The sequence below is a fragment of the Winogradskyella ouciana genome (assembly GCF_965284585.1).
Taxonomy (GTDB): domain Bacteria; phylum Bacteroidota; class Bacteroidia; order Flavobacteriales; family Flavobacteriaceae; genus Winogradskyella; species Winogradskyella ouciana.
In genome coordinates, this window is sequence record NZ_OZ260095.1 from 2,769,151 (window position 1) to 2,795,137 (window position 25,987).

Here is a 25,987-nt window from a genome sequence, read left to right on the forward strand (position 1 = left end):
TAACAAACAAGTTTGTAATGAACATAGATTTCAATAAAAACCCAAACGGATTAGTACCAGCAATCATCCAGGATGCTAAAACTAAAAATGTGCTCATGTTGGGTTACATGAACGCTGAAGCATTTAAAAAAACAAAAGCTTCTGGCTTAGTTACGTTCTTTAGCAGAGCCAAAAATAGACTTTGGACCAAAGGCGAAGAAAGTGGTAATGTTTTAAACCTTGTGGATATTAAATTAGACTGCGATAATGATACTCTTCTTGTATTAGTAAATCCAAACGGACCAACATGCCACAAAGGATCTGACACCTGCTGGAATGAAGACAACAAACAGTCTTATGGATTCCTTACGACATTAGAAAATACAATCACCTCAAGAATTAAAAATGCCGATTCCCAAAAATCTTATGTAGCATCATTATTTGCCAAAGGCATTAATAAAGTCGCTCAAAAAGTAGGAGAGGAAGCAGTGGAAGTAGTAATTGAAGCTAAAGACAATAATGATGACTTGTTTTTAGAGGAAAGTGCCGACTTGTTATTTCACTATTTAATGTTGTTACAAGCAAAAGGGTTTAAGCTTAATGATGTAGAGAAGGTGTTAAAGTCACGAGAAAAGTAATTAGCGAGTAAAGGTCATTGTAGAAACGACATTACCTTTTTTATCATAATATGTCCATTCTCCAATAGGACGTTTCCAATGCGTGTATTGACCTTTTAATTTGATGCTCCCGTCTTCATAATAGAATGTGATAGGGCCCTCAACACGATTGTCTTTATAGGTGCCTTCACACACTTTTCTTCCGTAAGGATCAAAGTCTATCCATTTTCCATTGCCAATACCATCTACATATTCTTGCATAGTCATATAATTACCATTATCATATTTTCCATATAACACACCTGTAAAAGGTTCGTCTGATCCTACTTCGTAATATTTTGAGCCGTATTTATAGGCTTTTTGGTATGTGTCGCTCATAGCGACCAACTTTTTTACTTCTGCCTCTTGAGCGCATCCATAATTAAACAGTATTAAAAAAATGGTGAATGATAAAATAGTTTTCATGGTAATGTTTTTTATTAATTACACATTAATAATAGGTTTGGATGAGTTAATTCATAATTTCCTAGTATAATTTCAAAATTATAAATGTCACTTTGCTATCTTCAATAAAATAACGTTCTTGTTAAAATGTTTGACAAGCGTTTTTACTACCTCATAAAAATACAATACTTAGGCTATCGTTTTCATGGTTGGCAAAAACAACCCGATGTAAAAACGATTCATCTAATGATAGATAGAACCTTGAAGTATATTCTTGGTGAAACGCGATTTAAAACTTTAGGTGCAGGTAGAACGGATGCCATGGTTTCGGCAAATGAAGCGGCTTTAGAACTTTTTATTTACAATGAGCCTATTGAAGATTTTGATGAATTCTTGGAGCTCTTCAATCACAATTTACCTCAAGACATTAGAGCATTGTCTATTGAAGAAGTTAATAAGGACTTTAATGTTATTCAAGATTCTAAAGTAAAGGAATACCATCATGTTTTTTCAGAAGGCCAAAAAAACCATCCATTCTGTGCTCCAATATTAACGACAATTTTAGAGCCTTTAGATGTTGAGCTGATGCAGCAAGGTGCTAAATTGTTTGAAGGCACCCACAATTTTAAAACCTATTGCTACAAAGCCACAAATAAGGGTGAATATACAAGGACAATAGAGTCTTCAATTATTGTAGATAACAATATCTACGTTGCAAATTTTTTCCCAAAGAAGTCATATGTATTCAAAATTAAAGGAAAGGGTTTTATGCGCAATCAAATCCGACTGATGTTTGGTTGTCTTATAAAATTGGGTAGAGGAGAGGTAACTCTAGACTATATTAAAAGTACGTTGCAAAATGACAGTACTGAAGTGATGGATTATATTGCTCCCGCATCAGGCCTAATCTTACATTCCATCAATTTTGAATAAAAAAAGGAACTAGTAAAAACTAATTCCTTCTTAATTTGGTTGGTAATTTTTCTAATTGATCCAACGCTTACTAGCGGAATGCTTCGCAAACCAAACCAGAAAAGCAGCAAAAATAATTATAATGTAAGCCATTATCTTGTTCGCACTGAAGTCTACTCCATTTAAGTCGGCGATAAATAAGAAATAAATCATCTGTATGGTTGCAGCTATAAATGAAAGTATTAAGAATAACTTTGCTATTTTTTTTCTAATTAACAATAATAAACAACCTAAGGCGCCAGAGAAAACTGCTATAGCAAATAGGGCTGTGTACCAAGCGGGTAAATTATTCATAACTTCAAGCTGATCAGTGGTATATGTGTCTGTGTAAGCTGCTGTTTCGTATGCTTGACTTAAGTAACCATGTACACCCATTCCATTCCAGATAAGTGCAATAACACTGACAATCCAAAACCAAATTGGAGGTTTGTTAACTGATGTTGTCATAATAATATTGATTTAATTTAGTTAGTTTTTAGCAGAATTATCTACCATTAAGAATAACAATTTATGAAAAATTTTTAGAACGTTATTTGTTAATCCAACTTCAATAAACAAAAAAAAGGGTGAAATAAAATTTCCACCCTTCTTTAAATACCATTTATATATAGTTAATCTACTACATGTAATTTTGGTTCCTTGTCAACAAATTTGCCGTTGACAGATTCTCCTAGAATTATAACTTCTTTTGATCGTTCGTACATCTTTATAGCACGATGCATCTGTAATTTGGTGCCACTGTAAAGCTTAACACCTGATTTTGAACCTTTGTTGCGGATTTCAATATAATATCCGTCTTTTAACTTTGTTGGTCTTGTTGCTGGTCTACCCATAAAATAAATGTGTGTTTTAAAAGTTGTGCATAATACTGAAAATTCTTTCAACATACAAGTTTATTTTTAACTATTCCAAACTGAGATATTAACATGTTAAATCACTTTAACAATTAGTGCTTTCATTAACAAAACTTTAAGTTAATAAAACAGGCGCATCGTTAAACCTTGTTAAGTCGCTTGACAGGCTCTACTGTAACCATATATTAAGATTGAGCAAATATTGAGCAAATCAGTTTAACCAAAAACAAAATTCATATATGAACTATTTAAACATAAAAGACGAAAAACTATTACCAACAGTTGTAGAGCTAAATACATTATTGGCGGATTATCACATTTACTATCAAAATCTTAGAAATTTTCATTGGAATATTTTAGGTGAGAATTTCTTTGAACTGCATGATAAATTTGAAGAATTATATACGGATGCAAGAGTAAAAATAGATGAAATAGCAGAACGTATATTAACGTTGCGCTACCATCCAATGAGTAAACTTAAGGATTACTTAAAATCAGCATCAATTGAAGAGGCAACTTCAAAATTAACAGATAAAGAAATGGTAACAATGATTTTAGACAATCATGCCACATTATTATCACAGATGTCTAAAGTCATAGACAAAGCCGAAAATGCTAAAGACGAAGGAACCATAGATTTAATAGGAGCTTACATTAGAGAATTAGAAAAAAGTAGTTGGATGCTAGATGCCTTTACAAAAGAAACCGCATCACAATTAAATGAGAGCGTTTTAGAAGCATAAGAGTTAAGACTTTCTAAAAAAAAGTAGTTAATTGAATAAAATATTAATAAACAAATGAAAGAACAATTTAATGAAGCCCTCGGTAATCTTATTGAAAAGTTACAAGGCTGGTTTAACACAACCATAGAATATATACCTAATTTTATTTTAGCAATTTTAGTAATGGTAGCAGCTTTTTTTGCTGCTAGATATATAAGCAAAATTGTAGGTAAATTGGTATCTAAGAAAATTGAACAAGATTCAATTAAAAATGCCATAGCAAGAGTATCTGCTGTTGTAGTTGTGGCCTTAGGTTTATTTATAGCCTTAGGAGTAATGAACTTAGGTAAAGCATTAACCTCATTACTTGCTGGTGCTGGTGTTGTAGGTTTAGCTATAGGTTTAGCATTACAAGGCACTTTGGCCAATACATTTGCAGGGCTAATACTGTCTTTTAGAAAGAAAATTCGTATCGGTGACTGGGTAGAAACTACGGGATATTCTGGTGAAGTAATGGATATAAATTTAAAAGATTTTACTCTAAAAGAATCAGATAACAACATTGTTGTTATTCCTAATAAGACCATTTTAGATAACCCTCTTAAAAACTACTCACTAACTACAAAGATGAGAGTCTTTTTAGAATGTGGTGTAGGGTATGAGTCCGACCTTGAAAAAGTAGAGCAGTTGACAAAGGAGGTAATTGCAAATACTTTTGACCAAGTTGAAAAACCTGAGGACGTAGAGTTTTACTACACTGAATTCGGTGGTAGTTCTATAAACTATCTTTGCAGATTTTGGATTGATGCCGAAAGTATGCTAGAGAAGCTTAAAGCTAAGACCAAAGCTATAATTGAGATTAAAAAAGCTTACGACAAGGAAGATATTAATATCCCTTTCCCTATAAGAACACTTCAGTTCGATAATAAGCTAAACGTTAACACTTCAGACTTAAAGGAAGCTTTCAACAAGAACTAAAAGCACAAACAGGCTTTTGCACTTATATAAATGAGCAAAAACTTATAGTATAAGAGCAAAGGCCTTTTCTAAATCATAGTCATATTATGTTTATAAGATTCTGATAGCCAGAGTTTTTAAAAATTCTAATAATTAAAAATATATATTATGTTACGTTGGACAATCACATTTATAATCATTGCAATCATTGCTGGGATCTTAGGATTTGGCGGTATAGCAGGAGCATCTGCAGGAATCGCGAAAATTCTATTCTTTGTATTCTTGGTGTTATTTATAGTATCTCTTTTAAGAGGCTCTACAAAAAAAGCCTAGAATTCATAGTTCGGTAACCATAATTAATTATTAACACAAAACAGAAAACATGAAATTTAAAATATTAGCATTGGCACTTGTAGCTTTCATTGGCCTGCAAGCCCAAGAAAAAATGGAAAAAACAAAAAAAGAAAATAAAGATAAAATGGTCGTTACCAAAACCAAAGTCATCAACGTAATGGAAGATGGTGAGATGGTGCAGAAAAAGGTAATGATAAAAACAACAAAAGAACAGGATATCAAAACCGATCCTAATTATGAGGGTACAATTGATGCTCCAAGAGTTTTTCCTGCTACAAAAGTTTCTAAAGTCATATATATAGACAATGATGAAGATCCTTTTTACGATACTCAGTCAGAATTATCTTTTTATCAACATAATGGTAAAACCTATAGTTTTAACCCTACCAATTCAGGTTTTGAAATTTTGGACAAAGAAACCAATCAGAACTTGGCAAATGCAAGGTTTTCTAACAATGCAGATGTATACTTATTGGAAACTGGTGAATATTCAGGAATTGGATACTTTAGAAACGGTATGTTCGTAATAGAATATTACGATGATAAAGGAACGTTGATCGTTAAAAAGTTTAACGATAGTAAGCTGTAATCAGTACCATTATATATTTTCAAAAGCCATCAAGTTGATGGCTTTTTCTTATTTTTATGCAAACCGAAAAATCTATGAGCACAACTATACCAAAAGAAACCCTTACATTTTTTAAAAAGCTAGCTACGAACAATGATAGAGACTGGTTTAATGAGCACAAACCAGAGTTTAAAGCCATTGAGACTAAGGTAAAAGCAGCTTATAACTATTTGGGTGAGTTGATGAATTCGCATGATCAGATTGAAAAAATAAAAATCTTTAGAATCTATAGAGACGTACGGTTTTCTAAAAACAAATTACCTTATAAAACCCATTTTGGTGGTTCGTTCGCAAGGAAAAAACCAGAATTAAGAGGTGGTTATTATTTACATATTCAGCCCAATGACGAGTCGTTTATAGCCACAGGTTTTTGGGAACCAAACAAAGAAGACCTTTTGCGTATTAGAAAAGAGTTTGAAATGGATGATAGCGAGATGCGAGCTATCCTAAATGATAAAGCTTTTAAAGAAACTTGGGGAGGATTTGTTGGTGATGAACTAAAGACAGCACCAAAGGGATTTGATAAAGAGCATCCAGCGATAGATTTAATCCGTAGAAAGCAATTCATATTTACAAAGAAATATAAAGACAAAGAAGTTATTGCTGAAGGCTTTTTAGAAGAGGTCAATGACGATTTTAAAAAAATACGACCTTACTTTGATTATATGAGCGATGTACTCACAACCAATCTCAATGGTGAATCTTTGCTTTAAACAGCCTGTAAAACTTCTGGCTTTGTAAAAAGCTGAACGCTATCAATAAGGCGTTCTTTTACAATATTCATCATGCGCTTGTTCAATGCAGATGAATTTTCAATGTACAACGCATATTCCTCTGTGGTAAATTGACCTATAATCATTCCTTTTACAGAGTTTCTAAACTTCATATCCTTATGTATGGTATTGTCAATATAAGCCAACTGTTTCTGCAGTGTTAAATCGTAAAATACATTCTTGCGCTTAACAATATAATTGTTAAATACGGCAACGATCAAATCGTGCTGCATTTTAATAATCGGACGCAGTGTTTTATTCTGAAATAACTCTTCAGAACTCATAGAATCATAAATTTTTGCAGAAAGAATAACAGGTCTAATGGCCAGTAGATTTTCAGTTCGGGTTGACATGGTTAAGTAATTTATTTAATTCGGAATTAAATTTAAGTATTAACTTACAGCTATAGCTTTAAGCTCATTTATGTTGTTAACGGTGTTATTAACATTGGTGATTTTAGAATAGGAAAATCCTATATCTTTTAATTCATAAATAGCCTTTTAACTTTATCTTTGAGTAAAACTTTTAAATATGAAATTCGGAAGTGTTGATAATCCAGGTGATATTGATTTTACCTTACCTCCAGACCATCCTGACACCTTAAAGACCTTGCGGAAAAACCCATCGGACAAGTTTAATGTGTTTGTTGGTTGTGCTAAATGGAATAAAGCCGACTTAAAAGGTTTTTACCCAAGAGGCACAAAAGATGAACTGGAATACTATTCGCATCAATTCAATTCCATTGAACTCAATGCTACATTTTACAGAATTTTTCCACCAGAACAGTTTGAAAAGTGGTACGATAAAACACCAGATAATTTTAAGTTTTTTCCAAAACTGAGTCAGGAAATCAGCCATTGGAAGCGTCTCAACGAGGACATCAATCCAGTTGTAGACAACTATCTTAACAGTGCCATCAATTTAAAAGAAAAGTTAGGCTGTATATTTTTACAAATGCACAGCAACTTTGCACCTAAGGATTTTGATCGTGTGGTGAATTTTGCTGAAAGTTGGCCAAAAGAAGTACCATTGGCTATAGAATTTAGACATACAGATTGGTACAATGACAAAACTATTGCTGAAGATTTATATCAATTGCTTGAAGAAAACAATATTTCCAACGTAATTGTAGACAGTGCAGGCAGAAGAGATTTAATGCATATGCGATTAACCAACTCTAGAGCATTTATACGCTACGTAGGTGCCAACCATAAAAGCGATTACACCAGATTAGATGATTGGATAGAACGTTTAAAAATTTGGAAAGACAATGGCATTGAAGAAATCGATTTCTTTGTCCACCAAAACATTGAAAAAGAATCACCTTTGCTTTCAGCTTATTTTATAAAACAGCTTAATGCTAAACTCGGAACCGATTTAAAAAATCCTGGTGAGGATGACCAGCAAGTGTTGCTTTAGTTCAAGGCAAGTAATTGCCAAACGATTTAAATAATGAATTTAATTAAACATACAGAACATATTTCAGTAATTGAAAATTTTTGGACATCAGAGAGGTGTGATGAATTCATTTCCAAAAGTGAAAGGATAGGATATGAGCCTGCTATGGTTCAAACCGAAAGTGGGCAAAAATTAGTTGAACACGTAAGAAATAATCAACGCATACTGTTTACCGACTTTGAACTGGCTGAAAACATTTGGAATGACATAAAAAACTTCGTGAATCCAAAACTTGGAAAAACTAAAGCAATTGGACTAAATGAAATGTTCCGCTTTTATAAGTATGAGCAAAATCAGGAATTCAAAAAACACCGCGACCAAAGTTATATTCGAAATGAATTTGAATCGAGCTATTACACAATGATGATTTATCTAAATGACAATTTTGTTGGAGGCGAAACGACTTTTGGGAATTTAAAGATAGAACCAAAAAAGGGAAGCTGCTTAATATTTTTTCACGATTTAGAACACGAAGGAACTAAATTGACTTTAGGAGAAAAATATATTCTCAGAACTGATATTATGTACAGATTTGAGGAATAAAAACTAGCTGTAATAAACAAAGTAAATAATGATATTATAACCGTCACTTCGAGTGAAATTTTCGTTTTTTAGAAAATTTTTTATCGAGAAGCCTTATTAGTGAAGTTCTCGATATGAATTCCTTACCAGAAAATCACTCGAACAGACGATATAAAAAACATCACATGAGATTCCACACCAGAAAATGGGTAAAACCCGAAGACCTAAATCCCAATGGCACCTTGTTCGGAGGGCAATTGTTAGCTTGGATAGACGAAGAAGCTGCTTTATACACCATTATTCAATTAGAAAACTCCAAGATTGTCACCAAGTATATTTCAGAAATCAACTTTATGGCATCAGCCAAAAAAGGAGATATCGTTGAGATCGGCATCGAGGTCACCAAATTTGGCAAAACATCTATTACCATGAAATGTGAAGCCAGAAATAAGATGACAAGAGAAACCATCTTAACTGTAGATAACATTATTATGGTTAACCTTGGTGAAGACGGCAAACCTGTACCACATGGTAAAACGGAAATTGAGTTTGTTAAGGATCGATTAAAAAATGGTTAAGCTTGTGGGTTTAATGAGAGCTCATAAATCTCAAGACCAAAGTATTTAACAGAAGCCAAAACGTGGTCAAAAATATCTCCGATAATATATTCATAGTTCACCCAGCGCTGGTCTTTACTAAAGGCATAAATTTCCATTGGGATGCCTTGTGGAGTAGGCTCTAACTGTCGTACCATAAAAGTCATATCCTTGTTAATGGCAGAATGATTTTCAATATAGGTCTGTAGATACTTTCTAAATACACCAAAATTGGTGAGATTTACACCATTGATAAGCAAAGATTTGTCAGCACCACTTTCCTTATTTTGTGCTTCTATTTTTGTAGAAATGGAATTTAGATAATCGGTTACCAATTGAATTTTCTTCAATTCCTCGACATCCTCCGCAGTTAAAAATCTAATGGTTGAAACCTTAACAATTACGGAACGTTTAATGCGTCGTCCACCAGAAGCCATCATTCCTCGCCAGTTCTTGAACGAATCCGAAATTAAGGCATAGGTCGGTATGGTTGTAATGGTCATATCCCAATTCTGAACTTTTACTGTTGCTAAATTGATTTCTGTAACATCACCATCAGCGCCATATTTTTCAAAAGTGATCCAATCGCCAATACGCACCATATCGTTAATGGAGACTTGGATGCTTGCCACAAAACCAAGGATGGTATCCTTAAAGATCAAAATAATAACAGCGGATGCAGCACCAAGAGACGCAGCAAATTTTAGGAATGAAATGCCTGTGACTATGGCTATAATGGAAAATAGTCCCAATAACCATGCAAAAATCATAAAGACCTGTATATAACTATCAACAGGTTTGTCCCTATATTGTGGTAAGGTTTTTAAATAGTCTCTAATAGAGTGAAGAAGTCTTCTAATGATTTGTAGCGCCAGCACTATCGCGATAACTTTCAATGTGTTTTCCACTATTGATTCTGTAAATTCAAAATCGAAAAAAACCTGAGGCACAAATTCAATTAAAATGATGAGCGGAATAATATGTGCAACCGCTCTTGGAAGCTTATTTCGGATTAAGATATCATCAAAATCGGTTTTGGTACGTTTAGCGACTCCTGAAGAAAATTTCCAGAGTAATCGCTTGGTGACGTAATCCACAACAAATGCTATTAACAAAAGTGCCAATAATAAACCCAGCATATTAAGATAGATGGCTGTGGTTTCAGAAAAACCCTTGTCTATCAAAAAATCGTAGATAAAATGTTTAATGTTTTGCATTTGATTTCCTTAAGAATTTCTTTTCTACATAAAATGTGGCAAAAGGAATGATAGAAGCCAGTAATACAGTGCGCAATGTTCTATTGTTCCATTTCATATCTTTACTGATAAGAATCGCTAATACAATGTAAGCAATAAACAATAAGCCATGTGGCATACCCAATAATTTTACATACTGCGGATCATTGCCAAAATATTTTATAGGTGTTGCTACAAATAATAAAAGGATATAAGAAACCCCTTCGAGTAAGGTAACAATTCTAAAAACAGGAAGTAGCTTTAACATAATTTCATTTTATGCAAAAGTACTTTAGAATGGAGGAATAACCATAGTATTTTAACAGCTTTTAAGAAATAAATTGCAACTACGATTCAATTATTTATCTTTAAAGTCTCAACTAAAAAACACTTATCCCAATATGAAAAATTTCTTCGCCATAACGCTTTGCACATTAGTCGTTTTTTCATGTGCTACAACTGAAAAAGCATCTAAATCAAAAACACCACAAGCATCAACGGCAAATGCACAAACACCAAAAAAGAAAAACGGAAAGATTAAGGATTATGATAAGGTGATTACCAAAGATGCCAAAACTGACGAAGGATTATTCGATGTTCATTTGGTAGGGGAGAAGTACTATTACGAAATACCAATGGAATACCTTAATACGGATATGCTATTGGTGAGCAGACTGGCAAAATTGCCTTCAAATTTAGGTGGAGGCTATGTAAATGCTGGTACAAAAATTAATACCCGAATGATCAATTGGGAACGCTTTAAGGACAAAATACTCATAAAGGAAAAATCATCTAGCGCTGTAGCTGCAGATAGTTTGCCAATTAATGTGTCGGTTAGGGCCAATAATTATGAGCCGACCTTATATGCCTTTGATATTGCAGCATTTTCTAAGGACTCATCTGCTGTAGTGGTTGATGTTACCAAATTTTACGACTCAGATGTTAAAGCAATTAGCGGCTTGCCTTCGTCCTTTAGAAAACAGTATAAGGTGCGAAGTCTTGATAAATCCAGAAGTTTCATTAATTCCGTGAGGAGCTATCCTGAAAATATCGAAGTCGTTCAGGATTTTACCTATAATGCAGCCGAACCGCCAAGTAACTCTAGTGCTGAGACCATAAGTATGCAAATTAATCAGTCCATGATTCTATTGCCCGAAGAACCAATGCAACCACGTTATTTTGATGAGAGGGTAGGTTGGTTTACACTCAGCCAATACGATTACGGAAGTGACGAACTTAAAGCAGATAGAAAAACCTACTTAAGACGTTGGAAATTAATTCCAAAAGACATTGAAGCTTATAAAAGAGGTGAGCTTGTGGAGCCTGTAAAACCGATTGTGTATTACTTAGATCCTGCGACTCCTGAAAAATTTCGTTCATACATGAAGGAAGGTATAGAACTTTGGCAAACAGCATTTGAAGCAGCAGGCTTTAAAAACGCCATCATTGCCAAAGACCCGCCAACAAAAGAGGAAGACCCGGAGTTTAGTCCAGAAGACATTCGTTACTCGGTAGTGCGTTACGTAGCAAGTACGACGCGTAATGCCACAGGACCGAGTGTTTCTGACCCTCGAAGTGGTGAAATCATAGAAAGTGATATCATTTGGTATCACAACCATTTACGCTCTTACAGAAACCGTTATTTATTGGAAACTGGTGCAGCAAATCCATCTGCAAGAACACTGAATACGCCAGATGATGAAATCGGTGAAATGATGAAAATGGTAATTGCCCACGAAGTTGGGCATACCTTAGGTTTACCACACAACATGAGTGCCAGTTATGCCTATGATGTTGAGAGTTATAGAGATGGTGACTTTACTCAAAAAAATGGTATCGCAGCAACCATCATGGATTACGCACGCTATAATTACATTGCACAACCAGGTGATGAAAATATTAGATTTGTGAGACAATTGGGACCTTATGACGATTATGCCATCAATTTTGGTTACCGCTATATCCCAGAAGCAAATTCAGCTGACGATGAAAAAGAAATATTGAATCGTTGGATTATGGAAAAAGCTGGTGATCCAAAGTATAAATTTGGCAAACAAAGTAGCCGTTTTGACCCAACTGCACAAACTGAGGATATTGGCAATAACAGTATAAAAGCCAGTACATACGGCTTAAAGAATCTAAAATATGTTGCTAAAAATTTACCAAGCTGGACAAGTGATCAAACCGATAATTATGAAGATTTAGAGGAACTTTACGGAGAGCTACTTGGAGTATGGAGTCGCTATGTTGGCCATGTGGTTGCCCATGTTGGTGGAGTAGTAGAAGACACTAAAAATCCGTCACAAGAAGGTATGGTTTATAATCCTGTAGATAAAGCCTATCAAAAGGATGCGATTCAATGGTTGCACAAAAATGCATTTGAAACACCTGAGTGGTTAATCGATAGATCAATTCTTCAAAATATAAACTATGCAGGATATACTGAGCAACTAAGACGCTTGCAAAGCCGTCACCTGAATAATTTATTGAATTTTGAGCGCATTGGTAGACTTATTGATCATCATACCATGGATAGTGATAATTATTCTGCTTTAAATATGCTTAAAGATATACGTTTAGGCTTATGGAAAGAGACACGCTCTGGAGCTAACGTATCAGTTTTTAGACGTAACTTACAGCGCGTTTATTTAGATAGAATGGAGTACCTAATGACAGAAAAATTAGACCCTAGACGTAGCAGACAGTATTTTGATGTGAATCAGTCTGATGTAAGGGCTTTGGTAAGAGGAGAGCTTAACCAATTGAAACAAGTATTAAATTCAGCAGTTAGAGCATCGGTTAACACGGAAACCAAATACCATTATAGAGATTGTATAGAAAGAATTAATAACCTTTTTGAACCAAAATAAAATGAAAAAATATTTATTCATACTAACACTATTGTTCGGATTTACGGCGACAAGCCTAAGTTGTGCCCAATCTAAAACAACACAAAAAGAGAAGTTTCAATCTACATACAATGAGATGAAAGCTTTGGTACAGTCCAAAGATTATAAGTTTGTCGGAGATTTTGTGTACAATAATAAAAAGAGAGAGAAATTAGATAGTGCTACGAATAATATAGCTGTAAACCAAAGTGAAGTTTCAGGATTTGCATCTGCTTTATATGCTAAAGATGAAGCAATTAATGTTAATGGAAAAATTACAAATTACAACGTTAACTTTGACGATGATGCGCAAGAAATAGCGATTGAATTTACTGTAGACGACATAAAAGTTTATATAGACATAAAACCAAATGGTAATGCATTTTTAGCCATAAAGTCTAGTGTTAATAACATTACACAGGTAGGTAAAGTTCAAAGTAGATAAAATTGTATATTTGCCACAAGTTTATTGAAGATACCACACCACACTAGTAACATTTTCTACGTTATCTTTTCTGGTTTTTAATACGATTCATTGTTAAGTAAATTAACTTGTTTGCATTATATATTTTCATAAGCAAGCATATATTAATTTTTAAAACAACGAATGGGTAGATCACAACAGACATTTAGTAAAAGCGAAAAAGAAAAAAAACGATTAAAAAAGCGAGAGGAAAAGCGTAAGAAGATGGAAGCGCGCAAACTCGAAAAAGAAGAAAGCGGAATCACAGGTATTCCTTTGGCATATGTGGACCACAACGGAAACCTTACGGATACTCCACCAGATCCTTCAATGAAAATCAAGGTAAAAGCCAAAAACATTGTACTTGGTGTGCCTCAAAAAGAAGATTCTGACGAAGAATTTGACCCAGTTAGAAACGGTAAAGTATCATTTTACGATAGCTCTAAAGGGTTCGGATTTATTATAGATACAGAAACTAACGAAAAGCATTTTACGCACGTCAGTAATATTATAGACGACATTGCTGAGAACGATAAAGTCACTTTTGAACTTGAAAAAGGTCAACGTGGCATGAATGCCGTAAAAGTGAAAAAAGCATAACAATACACTTTGAAAATAACATAAAGCCATTATCTTAGATAGTGGCTTTTTTACATCTAACAAGTTTATGAATCCAAGAATAGTTACCATACAAGAAAAAAAACTCATTGGCATGAAAAGTCATATGCTAAGGCATCAGATGGAAAGTATTATTGCGCTTTGGAAACAATTTATGCCTCGAAAAGAAGAAGTTGGTAATTGGAAAAACAACGAGTTGATTGCAATGCAAGAGTATGAGGATTATGGTAATTTTAATAAACCTTTCGAGATTTGGGCATGTGCCGAAGTTTCAGAAATTAATAATATTCCAGAAGGTATGATGTCTTACACCATTCCCAGCGGTTTGTACGCTGTATTTCTTCATAAAGGGATGGATGCTGGAGCAACGTATCAACGTATAATGACCGAATGGCTACCAAATTCTGGGTATCAAATCGATGACAGACCACATTTTCAAATTATGGGATCAAAGTACAAAAACGGAAGCCTGGACTCTGAGGAGGACTTTTATGTGCCGATTACTGATAGTCTTAACTAATAGAATTCCTATAGAGCATTAAATAAAACACCTTTAAAGTCCCCTCAAGGGGACAATCGACTAATTTAAATGTATGAATTGTCCCCTTGAGGGGACTTTAGGGGTGTAATTCCAATAGATACTTATGGAATAAAATTTAAAAACTCACCCGATAATCACAACCAACTTTGTAATTACTACAGCCAAAAGCGGTTTTACCTTTTAGTATTTTACCCGTTTTGCATTTTGGGCATATGTCACCAGCTTTTACAGCTGCTTTCTTAGTGGTTTGTTTGGGCTCTAGCTTTAGTTTAAAAGCATCATCAAAACGCAATAAACCTTCAACGGATTTTCCATTTATCTTAAACCCTTTTAAGTTTACGGTAGAACCTTTACTTAATAAACGTATATATTGATTTTCAGAAATGGTTTTCTCACCAAACTTAAAAGGCAAGGTAAAATCACAAGACTTGCCATAAAGATTACAACCATAAGCCGATTTTCCTTTTATAAGCTGACCAGATTTGCATTTTGGACATTTGCTGCCCACTAAATTTTTAGCTTTTGTTTTTCCTTTCGATTTCGACTTCGATTTTCCTACGGGTTTATTATTTACTGCAGAAATCCGTGTTTGCACTTTCTCACTTCTTACCTCATAGACCAAGGCATCAACCATGCGTTTCATACCTTTAATAAAAGCATTGGCACTAATTTTACCTTTTTCAATATCCTTTAATTGCTTTTCCCAGGTTCCGGTTAGTTCGGCAGATTTTAGCAATTCATTTTGTATGGTATCAATAAGTTGAATACCAGTTACCGTAGGTAATATCTGCTTTTTGTTGCGTTTTATGTACTTACGTTTAAATAGCGTTTCAATGATATTAGCACGCGTGGATGGTCTGCCAATCCCGTTTTCTTTCATTAAATCTCGTAGCTCATCATCATCCACTTGCTTGCCAGCGGTTTCCATGGCGCGCAGGAGAGAGGCTTCCGTGTATTGTTTTGGTGGCTTGGTTTGCTTTTCTAAGAATGAAGGCTCGTGTGGTCCTTTTTCGCCTTTTGCAAATGTTGGTAAAATGGATTCCCCTTTGTTTTTAGAAGTGTCTGATTCAAAAACAACGCGCCAACCTTTGGACAAAATCTCTTTCCCTGTAGTTTTAAAATTGACATCAGCTGCTTTTCCAATGACTGTAGTATTAGAAACTTTACAATCGTCATAAAAAACCGCTATAAAACGCTTAACAATAATATCATAAACTTGCTGCTCATTATATTGCAAATGGGTCTGTATTCCTGTTGGAATTATAGCATGGTGATCGGTTACTTTTTTATCGTTAAACACCTTAGCGGATTTCTTTATTTTTTTAGTCAATAAAGGCGCTGTAAGATTTGAGTAATCAGTAAGTTTAGTTAAAATACCTTTTACTTTTGGATAGACGTCATTTGGTAAAAATGTGGTATCAACTCTTGGGTAAGTCACAGCCTTTTTTTCATATAGCTTTTGCGCAATTTTTAAGGTGTCATCTGCCGAAAACCCAAACTTAGTATTACAATACACTTGCAAGCCTGTAAGGTCAAATAGCTTAGGAGCATATTCAGTACCTTTCTTTTTGGTGATGGAAACAATTTCAAATTCGTGCTCTTTTACTTTGTTGGCTAAAATTTCGCCATCTTCCATCTTAAGAAAACGACCTTCTTCATAACTAAACAAGGTATCTCTATATAAGGTTTGTAGTTCCCAATAAGGCTGTGGTACGAAGTTTTCAATCTCTTTAAAACGATTGACTAACATGGCAAGCGTAGGAGTCTGTACACGTCCTACCGAAAGCACCTGTTTGTAACCACCATGTTTTACGGTATAAAGTCGTGTAGCATTAATACCAAGAAGCCAATCACCAATAGATCTAGAAAATCCAGCATAGTAGAGGTTATCATAATCTTTTGAGGATTTAAGATTTTTAAAACCTTCTTTTATAGCTTCAGTGGTTAATGACGAAATCCATAAACGCTGCACTTTACCTTTGTAATTGGCTTCATTGATCACCCAACGCTGAATCAATTCTCCTTCCTGGCCAGCATCACCGCAGTTTATAACCACTTCGGCTTTATCAAAAAGTGATTTTACAATATTGAATTGCTTTTTTATGCCCTCATTATCAGCAACCTTAACCTGAAATTTTTTAGGAAGCATCGGCAAGTTGTTTAAGTCCCAACTTTTCCAATACGGTTTGTAATCTGCAGGTTCATATAAAGTGCAGAGATGCCCAAACGTGTAAGTTACCGCATAGCCATTGCCTTCAAAGTAACCATCACGCTTGGTGTTGGCTCCTAATACTGCTGCAATTTCTCTCGCTACACTTGGTTTTTCGGCTATACAAACTTTCAAAAGGAAGCTAATTTAATGAAGCCACAAAATAAAGAAAATTAAAGCTCTAAAATCAATTTCTGACCGATTTTAAGCGTCGATGTACTTCGGATTTTATTCGTCCTACAAATCGCCGCAATACTGGTTTGGTTACGTTTAGAAATACGCGATAAAGTATCACCTGGTCTTACCACATAAACTTTGCGCTCTTTTTCTAAACTCGCTAAAGCCTCTTCTTTAGTTGTAAAAAGCGTAAGCTTTGCTAAACCTCTTGAGCTATGGTAAAATGGCCTGGTCCACTTTCGGGTGACCCAAATGTCTTGGGATCGTATAGCATTGGTATTATCAAATTTAAACAAGTATTCCGGATGAATATATTCTCCCTTGTAATTTGCTACAAAGTGTAAATGACTTCCGGTAGAACGCCCTGTATTTCCTCCTTTGCCAATATATTCGCCTTTAAACACGGTATCATTTGCTTTTACTGCAATATGTGATAAATGGGCATAAGTCGTTTCTAATCCATTAAAATGTCGTACCACAACAGTTTTGCCATGCCCACGACTATATCTTGCAAATCGCACAATGCCATCGAGTACAGAAACTACAGTGTCACCTGTAATTAAATCGATATCAATACCTTTATGCGGACGTCCTCTGCGCCAACCATAACGAGAGGTTATTACTTTTTTACGCTGAATAGGCGAGGCGTAAGTAGAATCGTTAAACGTTAACTGAATAGGGAATTCTTCAACGTTATCTTTATAAGGATTGTAAACTGTGGTGTCCCAATATTCTGCTTTTATGTCAATATTAGCCTCAGAATTGCTCTCCTCAACAATCGGAATTTCAATATTGGGTGTTGCTAAACCTTTGCTGAAATCAGTTAAAGGCAAATTTAACTTTATGGTTTTTGGATTGGTTTTTTCTTGTGCTTTAGCGGTTATAATGCCTGTTATCAAGGCAATACATAAGAATAAATGTTTCATTAATATAAAATAGTATTGTAAGCGAAAACGTAAAAATACTGTAAATAGTATTTCCTTTTTTATGATAGATAAATACGTTATCAACAATACCACAGATGTTAAGAATTATTAAGCTATTGTTAAAGTATTGCCATTGCGTAGGCAGATTATTATATTAAGCTTTTAGAAATTTTAAAAAGAACACATGATTTTAAAACGATTGATTTTAGTAGCGATAATAATAACCTTTAGTTGTAACACTTCGGTAAGAGGACAAGCACCAGAAGCTGTAAAGAAAACATTTCAGGCTAAATATCCTGGAGAAAATGATCCAGATTGGCATAAAGACTCTCATGGTTATTACGAGGCTAATTTCAAAATAGATGGTATTAAATATAGAGCAGATTTTAACGCTGATGGTACTTGGGTGGAAACCGAAACCAGTATTGATGAAGATGATCTGCCAGATGCCATAAAAAAAGTCATTAAGGAGAAGTTTGATGATGAAAAAATTACCGAAGTAGAAAAAGTAGAAAGTGCTACCAAAGGCTTGTTCTATGATGTAGAGTTTAAGCAAAAAGGAAAAAACAAAGATGTGGAGTTTAGAGAAGACGGCACCATTTTGAATTAATTCTCAATAACGCGTTGGGCATTATGAGTGAATTTCGTTAAAAACAATTGAAATTTCAAGCTTTTTGTCTCTTGTCCTAAAGGATGAACTTGAAATTTCATCGATATTCCCTTAAGGGATAGGGCAAAAATCGATGAAATGTTAATAACGCACAACGGGTTCCCAATAGTATAATTTTAAAAGCATCAGAGTATGATGCTTTTTTTATGCCTTAAACTATTGTAGATTTGCAACTCCAAAAAAGCAATAATATATAGCATGTCCGAAACCAAGCCAGTCATTCAAGAAAAGAAAACCGATAAGGAACTTTACGAATATCAACAAGGAGCCATCCAGCAGATATTCGATAAGTTTGACAACGCACCAGACGATTACCACTTACTTTATCAATTGCCAACTGGTGGTGGTAAAACTGTGATCTTTTCCGAAATGGTACGCCAATATCTTAAAAATCACGATAAAAAAGTGTTGGTGATGACGCATAGGATAGAGCTGTGTAACCAGACCTCTAAAATGTTGACCAGTTTTGGCGTGACCAATAAAGTAGTGAACAGTAAAGCGAATTTAGACGACCAAGCTGAGTACTCTTGTTTTGTGGCCATGGTAGAAACGCTCAATAATCGTTTGAATGACAATATGCTGGATATCTCGGATGTCGGATTGGTAATTATTGATGAAGCACACTATAACTCATTTACCAAGTTATTTAAGTTTTTTGACAAGTCCTTTATTCTTGGAGTTACGGCAACGCCTTTAAGTTCTAATAAGGAATTACCTATGAAGGATAATTACCAAGAACTTATTGCTGGTGAAACTATAGAAAACCTTATCGAAAATGAGTTTTTGGCACGCTGCGAAACGTATGCTTATGATATGGGACTGACCTCGTTGGAAGTCGGCTCTAATGGTGATTATACCGTAAAATCCTCGGAAGATTTATATACGAGTCCGGCAATGCTTCAAAAAACGGTCGATGCTTATAAAAAACATTCGCTAGGGAAGAAGGCCTTGATTTTCAACAATGGTATCAATACTTCGATTAGTGTGTACTACGCCTTTAGAGAAGCAGGATTGCCAATAATGCACTTGGACAATACAGCGACTAAGAAACAACGTAAGCAAATATTGCAATGGTTTCATGAAACACCAAATGCCATATTGACGTCGGTTAGTATTTTAACCACAGGTTTTGACGAGCCTACCATAGATACCATCATCTTAAATAGAGCGACTAAATCCCTGACTTTATACTATCAAATGATTGGTAGAGGCTCACGTATTTTGAACAATAAATCCAAATTTACGGTTATTGATCTTGGGAATAACCTTTATAGATTCGGACCTTGGGGAGCGGATTTGGATTGGCAACTGATTTTTAAATCTCCGAATTGGTATGCAGACCGCATTAAGAGTGATGAAGCAATTGAAGCTAACTTTAAGCACGAATTGGATGATGAGATTAAAGAAGAGTTTTCAAAATCTGAAGAGACGTATTTTGATATCAAACAAACCTATAAGGATGCTGTAGCCAAGGGAGAATCTTCTAAAGTGGTTTTAGAACGTTCCATTGAGCAACATGCCAAAATCTGCATTGAGAATAGCGAGGATGTTTATGACGCCTTAGGTTTAGCTAAAATGCTTAAGGACGATATTAATATGCGTATTGAAATTTACGCTAAATGTATCAGTAAAAGCACACACAATTTCCTGAAATGGTTAAAGGACGATTATAAGAAAAAACTCAATTCTTACTTGCGTGCCAACTTCGATGAAAAATTTGAAGAAATCCATGGACACCCACCTGAGGATTAATATTTTAAGATGCTAATATTCAAATAGTTAAATAATTTAACATAAAGTATTAATTCATTGTTAAATCGAATGATCCAACGTTAAGGTTTCTTAATTTATTTGACTTCATGCGTCATGTCTGTTATATTATAGTATAACCATAAAACTTTAAAACACATGAAGACACTAATATACATCTTAGCTTTAGCATTCACTATACAATTATCTGCACAAGACCCTATAATGCAAAAGGACAGTGAAGCCTTAGAAAGTGTAGCGACCAGCATCACAAAAAAATATGATGATCAGCTAGGTTTAGACGGCAAGCAATTCACCTTATTTCAAAAGAAAATAGAGGAATTCTTGATAAGGGAAGAAAAGCTTCACGAAACTTATACTGGAAAAGAAAAATTAGACATGATCTACAATCTGCGTAAAGCAGAGACTATGGAAATGCGTAATATCCTTACACAACCACAATTTGATTTGTATAGACGTATTAAACCGCAGATACAACCTATAGCTATTACGGAAGTTGAAGAGGATGATGACAGCATGGAAGATGATGACAACAAGTAAGCATCTTGCCTAGATAAATAAAATTGCTTTGATTGACGATGGAATCTAAACCCATCGTCTTTTTGCATTTACGTTAAAACTTGTAGTAAAACTATCAAACTAAATATTTTTTATCCCTTAATTTTAGGGGAACATCAAAAAATATATATGAGTATATTCGAATCATACCGACTAGGTAATATAGAACTAAAAAATAGAATTGTAATGGCACCGATGACGCGTAATCGTGCCATTAATAATATCCCAAACGATTTAATGGAGACCTATTACGGCCAAAGAGCAGGAGCAGGACTCATCATTAGCGAAGGAACATCACCATCAATAAACGGAATAGGCTATCCACGGATACCAGGTGCATATTCACCCGCTCAGATCGAAGGCTGGGAGCAAATTGCCAAAACCATACATGATAAAGGAGGTAAGTTTTTTGTGCAACTAATGCACTGCGGTCGTATTGCTGCAGAAGAAAATCTACCAGATGGAGGAGAGGTACTAGCACCAAGTCCCGTAAAAGCTGCTGGAGAAATGTTCACAGACAGTAAAGGGCTTGTGCCACATCCTACACCAAGGGAAATGACTCTAAAAGACATTGAACATGCCCAACAGGAATATACCGATAGTGCAGAAATGCTGGTTGAAAGGGCAGGAGTGGATGGAGTAGAACTGCACTCGGCAAATGGGTATTTAATGGAGCAATTTCTCAATCCAAGATCTAACGTAAGGGAAGACGGTTATGGGGGCGATTTTACCAATAGGGCGCGTTTTGTCATAGAAACCGCAGAAAAAGTGGCCAATGTCATTGGTGCAAAACGTCTCGGTATAAGAGTGTCACCTTATGGAGCCTTTAATGATATGGAGCATAACTATGATGATCTGGTAGAGCTCTATTCTTATTTAGCACAAGAAATGCGTCGAATAGGTTTAGCTTATATACATATTGTGGACCACAGGGATTCTATGGACGCACCTGAGTTTAAAACCGATATTAAGGACACCATAAAACTCAATTTTGGTGGCACCATAATTACAGGAGGAGACATTCATAGCGTTGAAGATGCAGAACAAGTATTAAAAGATGGTTTTGACTTGGCATACATTGCAAGATCGTATATCAGTAATCCTGACTTGGTGAAGAAGTTTTTAAATAGGGATGAGATAAAAGAGCCTAATGCTGATTTATTCTACACGCCAGGTGCAGAGGGTTATACGGATTATTAAAATTTAAAATATAGATGAATTGAGCCTGACCTTTGCGTGAGGCTTTTTTGTTTCATTACCCTAAATAAAATTCCGTTAAACTTATATATTAGGATAATAAGAAATAAATTCCTACTTTTAAAATTACCTCACGTTACAGAACTTTTATATCATCTTATTGTTATCCCTAATTTACTCTTGAGCTCTATAGAGCAATACTATTGTGTAGATCTCAATATGCGTTCTACTTATTAAGTGGTGCTATACGCACTAATATGATAAAGTATATTTTATGTTTTAAGGAAAAATCTTTGGCTATGGAATACCAATAGTCTAGAAACTTCACATACACATAATTCATAATTCCCTTCCTCCTTAGAATCATTTATTAATCAATTAAATATAAAATTATGAGTGCAAAAGACACAAATGTTACTGTAACAGTAGATACAGAGGCAATTAACAGTAGTAATACTAATACTACAGTAGTATTCTCAGACGATTTAGGCGATCCATCAAGTCCAGGTGATCCAGCTAATTACGTTTCAACCATTTATAGAAATAAGAAAATTACATGGACAGCGGTGGCTAAAAATGGAGTAACACCAATATTCTTTCAGAATATAAAAAAAGATGGTGGCTCTACCCTCCTTAAGGATATTCGTAGGGGAGATGGAGCCAATAAATACACAGCTAAAATAAAAGGAGATAATTCAATAAATGATGGAGATGAAGAAAGCTATAGCATCACTATAGGATTGGCTGGCTATGAAGGCATTGCTGGCAATAATGAATATGGGCCTATTGCTTACCTAGGCAATAAAGTAGCCTATATGAACAGTTATGCAAATAATGTATGGCAAGTCGTTTCGGACGCGCCTTTCGAAATTCAAGGTATTGCAGGTGAAAATACTCATGGAGCAATTGTTTATTCAGGTAATCAGGTGGCTTATATGAACAGTTATCGAAATAATGTTTGGCAACGTCTAACGCCTGCACCTTTTGAAATTGAAGGTATAGCTGGTGATAATTCACATGGAGTTATAGCGTACTCTGGTAATCGTGTAGCCTATATGAATAGTTATGCTGAAAATGTTTGGCATGAGGTTGCTAATGCACCGTTTAATATAGAAGGTATTGCTGGCGAAAATACAGCTGGAGCCATTATTTATTCAGGAAATCAAGTCGCCTATATGAATAGTTATGCCGAAAATGTTTGGCATGAGGTGGCCGTTGCACCATTTAATATAGAAGGTATAGCGGGTAATAATTCTCAAGGTGTAGTGGCCTATGCAGGCTCACAAGTTGCATATATGAATAGTTATGCCAATAATACTTGGAATTCTGTGGCAAATGCACCATTTGTTATTGAAGGTATTGCAGGAAACAATTCTAGAGGGCCAATTGTTTTTTATGGTCCACAAGTAAAATATATGAATAGTTATGCCAATAATAATTGGATAGATGTGGCTCCTATGCCATTTAATACGCAAACTTTTACTGTTGATCCTAAGCTTAAAATGAAAGCCGATGGTACAAGATAAGGTCTATCTTAATAAAAGTAAGGCCTATTTTTGGATAGGTCTTTTTTTATTTTGCTTTCAATTTGCTTTTGGTCAAAACCAAAATAAAGCAGATCACCTAAAAAATTTATACAAAACAGGAGATTACAGTCTAACTGAATTTAGAATTTTAACTAAAATTACCGAATCTGAGACCAATCCAGACTCTATTCTTGCCTATGCCAATATTTTAATTGATAAAGCCGAAGCTGTTAAGCCTAAAGATTCATCTTTAGAAGCATTTAAAAATGGATATTTAGCAAAAGGCAATGCACTGCAATCTAAAGGGGATAACTCAAAAGCCATAGATGCATTTCTTAAAAGTCTTGATTACGCGGAAAATGCTAAAGACAAACGTTCTATGGGTTATCTTCAAATATCTATTGCAGACACCTATGCTGCTATGGAAAATAAAGAATATGCAGAAAAATATTATACTAAAGGAATAGCCATGTTGAGGAAGGTGAAGGATTCCATAAATCTTGCATCAGCATTATTGAATGCTGGTGATTGGTCTATTACCCATCAAAAATATGATGAGGCATTAGCCTATTTTAATGAGTCGAGCCTTATTTTTAAAAAATTAGATAATCCACTAGGAAGAGCCTATAACCTTGGAAATATTGGTATAGTACATGCTGAACAAAACAATGATTTACTTGCGGAAAATAACATAAACGAGGCCATTACAATTTTAGAAGAATTAGACGATTACTATGCGATATCTATTTACCTAACCTATTTAGCTGATATATATGCTGATAAAGAAAATTTTGATTTGGCGTTTAAATATGCAAATCGTAGTCTTGCTCTAGCAAAGAAAAATGGTTTAAAAAAAGAAATAAGCGATGCCAATCTAAAACTCTCAGAATTATATGAGAAAGCAGGTAATATAGAGCTAGCACATCGTCATTATAAAGACTATATTATCTATAGGGACAGTGTAAGAAATATAAAAGAAGTTCAAAGAATTGGTAATGCCATGACGAGTAAAGCTCAAACTGAAGCAGAGTTAGCCAATCAAAAACAAAAAACCCAAAACATACTAATGTGGGCATCTGTAGGTGTTCTGTTTCTTATAGGTTTACTAGCTTATGGCTTATTCAAACGTCACAAATTTGTAAAGGCCACCAATAAAATCATAGCTGCCGAAAAACAACGCTCAGACGATCTATTATTAAACATCTTACCAGAAGACACCGCCAAAGAACTTAAGGACAAGGGTAGAGTGGAAGCTAAAAAATATCCTCAGGTTACGGTGTTGTTTTCAGACTTTAAAGGGTTTACCAAATATGCCGAAAATCTCTCTCCAGAAGTACTAGTACAAACGATTGACCATTATTTTTCTAAGTTCGATTTAATTATGGAAAAATACGACCTGGAAAAAATTAAAACCATAGGTGATGCCTACATGGCTGCTGGTGGACTAAATTTCGACAATGAAAAACATGCCGAGCACATGGTATTAGCGGCAAAAGAAATGAACGATTTTGTGGCTACAGCAAAACTAGACGATATTACCGATGCTACATTCGATATTAGAATAGGTATTAATACAGGGCCAGTGGTTGCTGGAGTAGTGGGCACCAAAAAATTTGCTTACGATATTTGGGGAGATACCGTAAATATTGCGGCGCGAATGGAAAGCAGTTCTGAAGCAGGACGTATCAATATCTCGGAAGACACCTATAGATTGGTGAAAGATGCGTTTGATTGCGAGTATAGAGGTAAACTCGCTGTAAAAAACCGAGGCGAATTGAATATGTATTTTGTAAATTCATAGCATAAAACTTTACTATGGCACAAGATCCTAACAATTATTGGGAACAATTAGAACGTCTGGAAAAGCTCATAAGAGCCTCCGAACTTAAAGCAGGCGTGGTATTTTCATTTCACAGTTTAATCCTTGGGCTCTTTGTAGATCGCCTAGAGCGCTTTAAGGATGTATTTATGGAAAATACCGTACTTCTGGTGTTACTGATCTGTTGGTTTGTGCTCGTGGGTATTTCCATATATTTCTGTTTTAGGTGTTTTAGACCAGCCATGCATTTGCATTATGATAAAAATGTGTTCTTCTTTAAGGACGCTGCGCATCGTTTCGGTAGTCAGGATGAGTACACTGAAGAATTAATAAAAATCTGTGGTTCTGAAGATGAGCTTTATAAAGTTTTGGCAGAACAGATTCATGCCGAAAGCACAATAATTGATGAGAAATTTAATAATGTAAAACGTTCCATTACGTTTTTTGCCTTGAGCTTTCTGTTTGTCATCATCATAGTGTTGTATTGGGTAATGTTTGTGTAAACCTCTTAAAT

At 34.8% G+C, this 25,987-nt stretch carries 28 protein-coding genes and 1 pseudogene; 21 read left to right on the forward strand and 8 right to left on the reverse strand.

Translation table 11 applies throughout. The features are described 5' to 3' along the window. Nucleotides 1–14 precede the first annotated feature (14 nt). Nucleotides 15–617, forward strand: a pseudogene (hisIE, locus tag ACQ65V_RS12350) (bifunctional phosphoribosyl-AMP cyclohydrolase/phosphoribosyl-ATP diphosphatase HisIE); the annotation flags it as partial. Here hisIE and ACQ65V_RS12355 read toward each other — a convergent pair. After that, nucleotides 618–1,061, reverse strand: coding sequence for a toxin-antitoxin system YwqK family antitoxin (locus tag ACQ65V_RS12355; protein ID WP_430468139.1), 444 nt, complete (start codon nt 1,059–1,061; stop codon nt 618–620). Between the two features lie 126 nt (nt 1,062–1,187). Here ACQ65V_RS12355 and truA point away from each other — a divergent pair, with 126 nt between their 5' ends. After that, the gene (truA, locus tag ACQ65V_RS12360; protein WP_430468140.1) at nt 1,188–1,973 is read left to right on the forward strand and encodes a tRNA pseudouridine(38-40) synthase TruA; all 786 of its coding nucleotides are present in this window, start codon (nt 1,188–1,190) and stop codon (nt 1,971–1,973) included. A gap of 51 nt (nt 1,974–2,024) precedes the next feature. Here truA and ACQ65V_RS12365 read toward each other — a convergent pair whose 3' ends face one another. Beyond that, nucleotides 2,025–2,459: a hypothetical protein gene (locus ACQ65V_RS12365; protein WP_430468141.1), complete on the reverse strand. Its 435-nt coding sequence runs from the start codon at nt 2,457–2,459 to the stop codon at nt 2,025–2,027. A 164-nt stretch (nt 2,460–2,623) separates the two neighbouring features. Next, a complete protein-coding gene (locus ACQ65V_RS12370; RefSeq protein ID WP_155087696.1) occupies nt 2,624–2,845 on the reverse strand; it encodes a hypothetical protein in 222 nt (73 codons plus the stop codon). A 260-nt stretch (nt 2,846–3,105) separates the two neighbouring features. Between ACQ65V_RS12370 and ACQ65V_RS12375 the strand changes: the two genes are divergently transcribed. From ACQ65V_RS12375 to ACQ65V_RS12395, 5 genes are all read left to right on the forward strand, one after another. Then, nucleotides 3,106–3,609, forward strand: a complete 504-nt coding sequence (locus ACQ65V_RS12375; protein WP_430468142.1) for a Dps family protein — start codon at nt 3,106–3,108, stop codon at nt 3,607–3,609. A gap of 54 nt (nt 3,610–3,663) precedes the next feature. Further along, nucleotides 3,664–4,566 carry a mechanosensitive ion channel family protein gene (locus ACQ65V_RS12380; protein ID WP_430468143.1) on the forward strand — a complete coding sequence of 301 codons (903 nt, stop codon included), beginning with the start codon at nt 3,664–3,666 and terminating at the stop codon, nt 4,564–4,566. Nucleotides 4,567–4,713: 147 nt separating this feature from the next. Continuing rightward, nucleotides 4,714–4,878 (forward strand): DUF1328 domain-containing protein, encoded by a 165-nt coding sequence (locus ACQ65V_RS12385; RefSeq protein WP_273290396.1) that lies wholly within the window; start codon nt 4,714–4,716, stop codon nt 4,876–4,878. Between the two features lie 49 nt (nt 4,879–4,927). Then, nucleotides 4,928–5,488 carry a hypothetical protein gene (locus ACQ65V_RS12390; protein WP_430468144.1) on the forward strand — a complete coding sequence of 187 codons (561 nt, stop codon included), beginning with the start codon at nt 4,928–4,930 and terminating at the stop codon, nt 5,486–5,488. 74 nt (nt 5,489–5,562) lie between these two features. Further along, a complete protein-coding gene (locus ACQ65V_RS12395; RefSeq protein WP_430468145.1) occupies nt 5,563–6,240 on the forward strand; it encodes a DUF2461 domain-containing protein in 678 nt (225 codons plus the stop codon). Here the strand turns inward: ACQ65V_RS12395 and ACQ65V_RS12400 are convergent. After that, complete coding sequence (locus ACQ65V_RS12400; protein WP_155087467.1) at nt 6,237–6,653, reverse strand: glyoxalase; 417 nt, start codon at nt 6,651–6,653, stop codon at nt 6,237–6,239. The genes ACQ65V_RS12395 and ACQ65V_RS12400 overlap by 4 nt on opposite strands. Before the next feature lie 178 nt (nt 6,654–6,831). Here ACQ65V_RS12400 and ACQ65V_RS12405 point away from each other — a divergent pair, with 178 nt between their 5' ends. The 3 genes from ACQ65V_RS12405 to ACQ65V_RS12415 all read left to right on the forward strand — a co-directional run bounded on the left by ACQ65V_RS12405 (nt 6,832) and on the right by ACQ65V_RS12415 (nt 8,858). Next, nucleotides 6,832–7,719 (forward strand): DUF72 domain-containing protein, encoded by an 888-nt coding sequence (locus ACQ65V_RS12405; protein WP_430468146.1) that lies wholly within the window; start codon nt 6,832–6,834, stop codon nt 7,717–7,719. Between the two features lie 33 nt (nt 7,720–7,752). Next, nucleotides 7,753–8,301 (forward strand): 2OG-Fe(II) oxygenase, encoded by a 549-nt coding sequence (locus tag ACQ65V_RS12410; protein ID WP_430468147.1) that lies wholly within the window; start codon nt 7,753–7,755, stop codon nt 8,299–8,301. A gap of 164 nt (nt 8,302–8,465) precedes the next feature. Further along, nucleotides 8,466–8,858, forward strand: a complete 393-nt coding sequence (locus tag ACQ65V_RS12415; protein ID WP_412560925.1) for an acyl-CoA thioesterase — start codon at nt 8,466–8,468, stop codon at nt 8,856–8,858. On the opposite strand, the gene ACQ65V_RS12420 is transcribed toward ACQ65V_RS12415, so the two are convergent. Together ACQ65V_RS12420 and ACQ65V_RS12425 are read right to left on the reverse strand one after the other, a co-directional pair. After that, complete coding sequence (locus ACQ65V_RS12420) at nt 8,855–10,093, reverse strand: mechanosensitive ion channel family protein (protein ID WP_430468148.1); 1,239 nt, start codon at nt 10,091–10,093, stop codon at nt 8,855–8,857. The genes ACQ65V_RS12415 and ACQ65V_RS12420 overlap by 4 nt on opposite strands. Then, the gene (locus ACQ65V_RS12425) at nt 10,080–10,379 is read right to left on the reverse strand and encodes a DUF3817 domain-containing protein (protein ID WP_273290407.1); all 300 of its coding nucleotides are present in this window, start codon (nt 10,377–10,379) and stop codon (nt 10,080–10,082) included. Before ACQ65V_RS12425 ends, ACQ65V_RS12420 begins: the two co-directional genes overlap by 14 nt. A gap of 133 nt (nt 10,380–10,512) precedes the next feature. Between ACQ65V_RS12425 and ACQ65V_RS12430 the strand changes: the two genes are divergently transcribed. From ACQ65V_RS12430 to ACQ65V_RS12445, 4 genes are all read left to right on the forward strand, one after another. Beyond that, the gene (locus ACQ65V_RS12430) at nt 10,513–12,981 is read left to right on the forward strand and encodes a zinc-dependent metalloprotease (RefSeq protein ID WP_430468149.1); all 2,469 of its coding nucleotides are present in this window, start codon (nt 10,513–10,515) and stop codon (nt 12,979–12,981) included. A 1-nt stretch (nt 12,982) separates the two neighbouring features. Beyond that, on the forward strand, nt 12,983–13,444 hold the full coding sequence (locus ACQ65V_RS12435; protein ID WP_412560922.1) for a DUF4251 domain-containing protein: 462 nt from the start codon (nt 12,983–12,985) through the stop codon (nt 13,442–13,444). Between the two features lie 162 nt (nt 13,445–13,606). Beyond that, nucleotides 13,607–14,062, forward strand: a complete 456-nt coding sequence (locus ACQ65V_RS12440; protein ID WP_430468150.1) for a cold-shock protein — start codon at nt 13,607–13,609, stop codon at nt 14,060–14,062. A gap of 67 nt (nt 14,063–14,129) precedes the next feature. After that, nucleotides 14,130–14,600 (forward strand): GyrI-like domain-containing protein, encoded by a 471-nt coding sequence (locus ACQ65V_RS12445; protein WP_430468151.1) that lies wholly within the window; start codon nt 14,130–14,132, stop codon nt 14,598–14,600. A 136-nt stretch (nt 14,601–14,736) separates the two neighbouring features. Here the strand turns inward: ACQ65V_RS12445 and ACQ65V_RS12450 are convergent, their stop codons facing one another. Together ACQ65V_RS12450 and ACQ65V_RS12455 are read right to left on the reverse strand one after the other, a co-directional pair. Further along, nucleotides 14,737–16,965: a DNA topoisomerase 3 gene (locus tag ACQ65V_RS12450; protein ID WP_430468152.1), complete on the reverse strand. Its 2,229-nt coding sequence runs from the start codon at nt 16,963–16,965 to the stop codon at nt 14,737–14,739. Between the two features lie 38 nt (nt 16,966–17,003). After that, nucleotides 17,004–17,933, reverse strand: a complete 930-nt coding sequence (locus tag ACQ65V_RS12455; RefSeq protein ID WP_430468153.1) for a peptidoglycan DD-metalloendopeptidase family protein — start codon at nt 17,931–17,933, stop codon at nt 17,004–17,006. A gap of 184 nt (nt 17,934–18,117) precedes the next feature. Here ACQ65V_RS12455 and ACQ65V_RS12460 point away from each other — a divergent pair, with 184 nt between their 5' ends. From ACQ65V_RS12460 to ACQ65V_RS12490, 7 genes are all read left to right on the forward strand, one after another. Next, nucleotides 18,118–18,543 carry a PepSY-like domain-containing protein gene (locus ACQ65V_RS12460; protein ID WP_430468154.1) on the forward strand — a complete coding sequence of 142 codons (426 nt, stop codon included), beginning with the start codon at nt 18,118–18,120 and terminating at the stop codon, nt 18,541–18,543. A gap of 258 nt (nt 18,544–18,801) precedes the next feature. After that, a complete protein-coding gene (locus ACQ65V_RS12465) occupies nt 18,802–20,355 on the forward strand; it encodes a DEAD/DEAH box helicase (protein ID WP_430468155.1) in 1,554 nt (517 codons plus the stop codon). Between the two features lie 156 nt (nt 20,356–20,511). Next, nucleotides 20,512–20,913, forward strand: coding sequence for a hypothetical protein (locus ACQ65V_RS12470; protein WP_430468156.1), 402 nt, complete (start codon nt 20,512–20,514; stop codon nt 20,911–20,913). A gap of 147 nt (nt 20,914–21,060) precedes the next feature. Beyond that, nucleotides 21,061–22,131, forward strand: a complete 1,071-nt coding sequence (locus ACQ65V_RS12475) for an alkene reductase (protein WP_430468157.1) — start codon at nt 21,061–21,063, stop codon at nt 22,129–22,131. Nucleotides 22,132–22,520: 389 nt separating this feature from the next. Continuing rightward, nucleotides 22,521–23,654 carry a hypothetical protein gene (locus ACQ65V_RS12480; protein WP_430468158.1) on the forward strand — a complete coding sequence of 378 codons (1,134 nt, stop codon included), beginning with the start codon at nt 22,521–22,523 and terminating at the stop codon, nt 23,652–23,654. Then, on the forward strand, nt 23,641–25,455 hold the full coding sequence (locus tag ACQ65V_RS12485; RefSeq protein WP_430468159.1) for an adenylate/guanylate cyclase domain-containing protein: 1,815 nt from the start codon (nt 23,641–23,643) through the stop codon (nt 25,453–25,455). The genes ACQ65V_RS12480 and ACQ65V_RS12485 overlap by 14 nt, the downstream gene beginning before the upstream one ends. Before the next feature lie 14 nt (nt 25,456–25,469). Further along, complete coding sequence (locus ACQ65V_RS12490) at nt 25,470–25,976, forward strand: Pycsar system effector family protein (protein WP_430468160.1); 507 nt, start codon at nt 25,470–25,472, stop codon at nt 25,974–25,976. The last annotated feature ends 11 nt before the right edge of the window (nt 25,977–25,987 follow it).

What these genes read in the sequence shown, in the direction of transcription:
- ACQ65V_RS12455 (WP_430468153.1), bottom strand. Translation starts at nt 17,933, where the DNA reads ATGAAACATTTATTCTTATGTATTGCCTTGATAACAGGCATTATAACC.
- truA (WP_430468140.1), top strand. Translation starts at nt 1,188, where the DNA reads ATGTTTGACAAGCGTTTTTACTACCTCATAAAAATACAATACTTAGGC.
- ACQ65V_RS12400 (WP_155087467.1), bottom strand. Translation starts at nt 6,653, where the DNA reads ATGTCAACCCGAACTGAAAATCTACTGGCCATTAGACCTGTTATTCTT.
- ACQ65V_RS12490 (WP_430468160.1), top strand. Translation starts at nt 25,470, where the DNA reads ATGGCACAAGATCCTAACAATTATTGGGAACAATTAGAACGTCTGGAA.
- ACQ65V_RS12375 (WP_430468142.1), top strand. Translation starts at nt 3,106, where the DNA reads ATGAACTATTTAAACATAAAAGACGAAAAACTATTACCAACAGTTGTA.
- ACQ65V_RS12405 (WP_430468146.1), top strand. Translation starts at nt 6,832, where the DNA reads ATGAAATTCGGAAGTGTTGATAATCCAGGTGATATTGATTTTACCTTA.
- ACQ65V_RS12355 (WP_430468139.1), bottom strand. Translation starts at nt 1,061, where the DNA reads ATGAAAACTATTTTATCATTCACCATTTTTTTAATACTGTTTAATTAT.
- ACQ65V_RS12380 (WP_430468143.1), top strand. Translation starts at nt 3,664, where the DNA reads ATGAAAGAACAATTTAATGAAGCCCTCGGTAATCTTATTGAAAAGTTA.
- ACQ65V_RS12465 (WP_430468155.1), top strand. Translation starts at nt 18,802, where the DNA reads ATGTCCGAAACCAAGCCAGTCATTCAAGAAAAGAAAACCGATAAGGAA.
- ACQ65V_RS12475 (WP_430468157.1), top strand. Translation starts at nt 21,061, where the DNA reads ATGAGTATATTCGAATCATACCGACTAGGTAATATAGAACTAAAAAAT.
- ACQ65V_RS12430 (WP_430468149.1), top strand. Translation starts at nt 10,513, where the DNA reads ATGAAAAATTTCTTCGCCATAACGCTTTGCACATTAGTCGTTTTTTCA.
- ACQ65V_RS12395 (WP_430468145.1), top strand. Translation starts at nt 5,563, where the DNA reads ATGAGCACAACTATACCAAAAGAAACCCTTACATTTTTTAAAAAGCTA.
- ACQ65V_RS12485 (WP_430468159.1), top strand. Translation starts at nt 23,641, where the DNA reads ATGGTACAAGATAAGGTCTATCTTAATAAAAGTAAGGCCTATTTTTGG.
- ACQ65V_RS12370 (WP_155087696.1), bottom strand. Translation starts at nt 2,845, where the DNA reads ATGGGTAGACCAGCAACAAGACCAACAAAGTTAAAAGACGGATATTAT.
- ACQ65V_RS12445 (WP_430468151.1), top strand. Translation starts at nt 14,130, where the DNA reads ATGAATCCAAGAATAGTTACCATACAAGAAAAAAAACTCATTGGCATG.
- ACQ65V_RS12425 (WP_273290407.1), bottom strand. Translation starts at nt 10,379, where the DNA reads ATGTTAAAGCTACTTCCTGTTTTTAGAATTGTTACCTTACTCGAAGGG.
- ACQ65V_RS12435 (WP_412560922.1), top strand. Translation starts at nt 12,983, where the DNA reads ATGAAAAAATATTTATTCATACTAACACTATTGTTCGGATTTACGGCG.
- ACQ65V_RS12385 (WP_273290396.1), top strand. Translation starts at nt 4,714, where the DNA reads ATGTTACGTTGGACAATCACATTTATAATCATTGCAATCATTGCTGGG.
- ACQ65V_RS12415 (WP_412560925.1), top strand. Translation starts at nt 8,466, where the DNA reads ATGAGATTCCACACCAGAAAATGGGTAAAACCCGAAGACCTAAATCCC.
- ACQ65V_RS12420 (WP_430468148.1), bottom strand. Translation starts at nt 10,093, where the DNA reads ATGCAAAACATTAAACATTTTATCTACGATTTTTTGATAGACAAGGGT.
- ACQ65V_RS12440 (WP_430468150.1), top strand. Translation starts at nt 13,607, where the DNA reads ATGGGTAGATCACAACAGACATTTAGTAAAAGCGAAAAAGAAAAAAAA.
- ACQ65V_RS12460 (WP_430468154.1), top strand. Translation starts at nt 18,118, where the DNA reads ATGATTTTAAAACGATTGATTTTAGTAGCGATAATAATAACCTTTAGT.
- ACQ65V_RS12470 (WP_430468156.1), top strand. Translation starts at nt 20,512, where the DNA reads ATGAAGACACTAATATACATCTTAGCTTTAGCATTCACTATACAATTA.
- ACQ65V_RS12365 (WP_430468141.1), bottom strand. Translation starts at nt 2,459, where the DNA reads ATGACAACATCAGTTAACAAACCTCCAATTTGGTTTTGGATTGTCAGT.
- ACQ65V_RS12480 (WP_430468158.1), top strand. Translation starts at nt 22,521, where the DNA reads ATGAGTGCAAAAGACACAAATGTTACTGTAACAGTAGATACAGAGGCA.
- ACQ65V_RS12410 (WP_430468147.1), top strand. Translation starts at nt 7,753, where the DNA reads ATGAATTTAATTAAACATACAGAACATATTTCAGTAATTGAAAATTTT.
- ACQ65V_RS12390 (WP_430468144.1), top strand. Translation starts at nt 4,928, where the DNA reads ATGAAATTTAAAATATTAGCATTGGCACTTGTAGCTTTCATTGGCCTG.